The following is a 2,231-nucleotide window of genomic DNA, read 5'->3' on the forward strand; positions in this document are numbered from 1 at the left end:
CTAAAGTTGAGCGATAACTTCCTCAGTTGTCAAAACTTGGTTGGCAATGTAGCCATAGTTTGTCAGGGCAGCTTGGTAGGCTTCTTCACCTGGAGCACCGACAGCATCGTTAACAACAATGACATTGTAACCTAATTCTATGAGTTCACGCATGTGTGAATCCACGCAGAGATTAGCATTCATACCAGCCAAGATGACGGTGTCGATACCATTTTTGCGGAGTTGAAGGTTAAGGTCGTTGCTTTCTGGGCCAAAGATTTTATGTCCGTTGACAACAATAGTATCTTCATCCAAAAATGGTTTAATCTCTTCAATCATATCTGCTCCAGAGCCTTCTGGAATTGCTGAATACTGGCTATCACGCCAAAACATTTCGTTTTCAATCATCATCGTTTCACCAGCAGCTTTAAATTGCCACTTGTGATCGTGTGGATAGAAGTAGTGCGGTGAGATAAAACGCTTGTAGCCACGCTCTTGAGCAAGAGCGAAAAGCTTTGTCAGATTTTCAATAGTATTAACTTTTTCAAGAACGTCTTTAGTTGCTCCGAATCCTTTACCAGGATGTTTTAGGAATTCAACTTGTGGGTCTGTGATAACAAATGCGACATTTTTCTGATTGAACATGAGGTTCCTCCTAATATGATTTGATTAACAGCCAATAGGAATTTAGACTGTTAGTTTGATGATTTTCCAAATGGTAGTTTTAGTTATATACTGACCATTCGGTACAATTATAATAACATCTAAAATTGAATTTGTAAATTAATTTGCTCAGAACAAAAAATTTTAATGATAAAACAGTGGCAAAAGGAGGTGGTTTCAATTGTTTGGTCTCAGACTCTGAATCTGCTATAATAGGAAAAAAGAGAGGTGAGCAGATGAGCGTTAAAGAGCGTATTTTACAAAGTGCTGAGGAATTGATTTATCAGAAGGGTTATGTGGCCACCTCCATCAGTGACATCATGGAGGCGGCTGATGTTGGCAAGGGGCAGCTTTATTATTATTTCAAATCTAAGAAGGAAATTGGTTTGACGGTCATTCAAGATATTTTAGCAAATTGGCGAAAAGAGCTTTTTGAAGAGATTTTTGAAGCAGACAAGTCTGACAGTGACAAGTTTTCGGATATGATTGACTGGGTTTGTCAATTTCATGAAAGTCAGACGGTCTTTTATGGTTGCCCAATTGGTAATCTGATTGTGGAATTGTCCACAGAAGATGAGAACTTCCGCTGTCCTCTCAATGATTTTATGACCCAGTGGACAGAGAAGTTAGCCAGCCTCTTGCAAGACCTGCATGCTGACTGGTCAGAAGAGCGGGCGCAGTTGCAGGCCCGTCAAGTCATCTCCAGTATTCAAGGCAGCATTGTCATTCTCAAAGTCAGCCAAGACATCCAAGTTTTGGAAAATAATATGACGGATTTGAAAAAGAATTATTGTTAATTTTTAGCCGAAGAATTAAAAGTATGTTAATTTATGGATTGTGGTTAAGAGGTAAGAATGACAACAGATATTAAAACTGAAATTGGTCATAGAGTAAGACAGGAACGTGAACGTCACAAATTGACGAGAGAAGAGGTCTGTGGACAGAAGCTGACTTAATAATCAAACAGCTGATGCGTACTGAGCTTGGGCAATCCTTGCCAACAATTACTAAGTTACAATATTTATCTAAGCGATTAGAAGTTCCGATAGATACTTTTCTTGAAAATAAAGAACTAGCTCTTCCTGAGGAAGAGTTGCTGAGTCTAGACTTGATTGAAAGAATATTAGACTTGATAAGAACAGGGACAGGTAGTTTCGCTGAAGATATTTTTGATGATTATTTTAAGCAAGTAACACTAAAGCAAGTTTACACATTCAATAATTTACTATTAATTGATTATTTTGCTATGCAATGTCAAGACTTGATTTATAGAAGAGAGCATTAGATGATTTTCGGATTAAGTTGTTGAAACAGCAATTAGTTAGTGATGAAATGTATAATGTAGAGCTACTATCAGTTCTTTGTGCCATAGCGGGTGTTTATGTTGTTCATAATGACTATAAGCATATGATATCTCTAGTAAAAAAGATGAATGAAATTTTATCAGTAACAATGTTGCAAGTCTATAAACCTGGAATTTCAGTATTTGAAGCTAAGTGCTATCTTTATTTTGAAAATGATAAAAATAAAGCAAAGGAACTTTATCACTCAGCAACTATACTAGCTGAACAATTTGATGATAAAGTATT

At 36.8% G+C, this 2,231-nt stretch carries 3 protein-coding genes and 1 pseudogene; 3 read left to right on the forward strand and 1 reads right to left on the reverse strand.

The window, feature by feature from the left end; genetic code table 11:
• Entirely contained in the window at positions 1 to 624 is a 624-nt protein-coding gene (locus A0739_RS09670; RefSeq protein ID WP_000483064.1) for a cysteine hydrolase family protein, read from the reverse strand.
• Between the two features lie 254 nt (positions 625 to 878).
• On the opposite strand from A0739_RS09670, the gene A0739_RS09675 reads away from it, so the two are divergent.
• The 3 genes and pseudogenes from A0739_RS09675 to A0739_RS10755 form a co-directional block, all read left to right on the forward strand.
• Positions 879 to 1,439: a TetR/AcrR family transcriptional regulator gene (locus A0739_RS09675; protein ID WP_061587814.1), complete on the forward strand. Its 561-nt coding sequence runs from the start codon at positions 879 to 881 to the stop codon at positions 1,437 to 1,439.
• A 173-nt stretch (positions 1,440 to 1,612) separates the two neighbouring features.
• Positions 1,613 to 1,927 (forward strand): hypothetical protein, encoded by a 315-nt coding sequence (locus A0739_RS10750; RefSeq protein WP_061587815.1) that lies wholly within the window; start codon positions 1,613 to 1,615, stop codon positions 1,925 to 1,927.
• A gap of 20 nt (positions 1,928 to 1,947) precedes the next feature.
• A pseudogene (locus A0739_RS10755) lies at positions 1,948 to 2,231 on the forward strand (helix-turn-helix domain-containing protein); the annotation flags it as partial.

Origin of the sequence: Streptococcus oralis, from assembly GCF_001588645.1 — a bacterium.
Classification (GTDB): domain Bacteria; phylum Bacillota; class Bacilli; order Lactobacillales; family Streptococcaceae; genus Streptococcus; species Streptococcus oralis_AB.

Excerpts from the sequence above, each read along its gene's own strand:
- A0739_RS09670 (WP_000483064.1), bottom strand. The coding sequence starts at position 624 with ATGTTCAATCAGAAAAATGTCGCATTTGTTATCACAGACCCACAAGTT.
- A0739_RS09675 (WP_061587814.1), top strand. The coding sequence starts at position 879 with ATGAGCGTTAAAGAGCGTATTTTACAAAGTGCTGAGGAATTGATTTAT.
- A0739_RS10750 (WP_061587815.1), top strand. The coding sequence starts at position 1,613 with ATGCGTACTGAGCTTGGGCAATCCTTGCCAACAATTACTAAGTTACAA.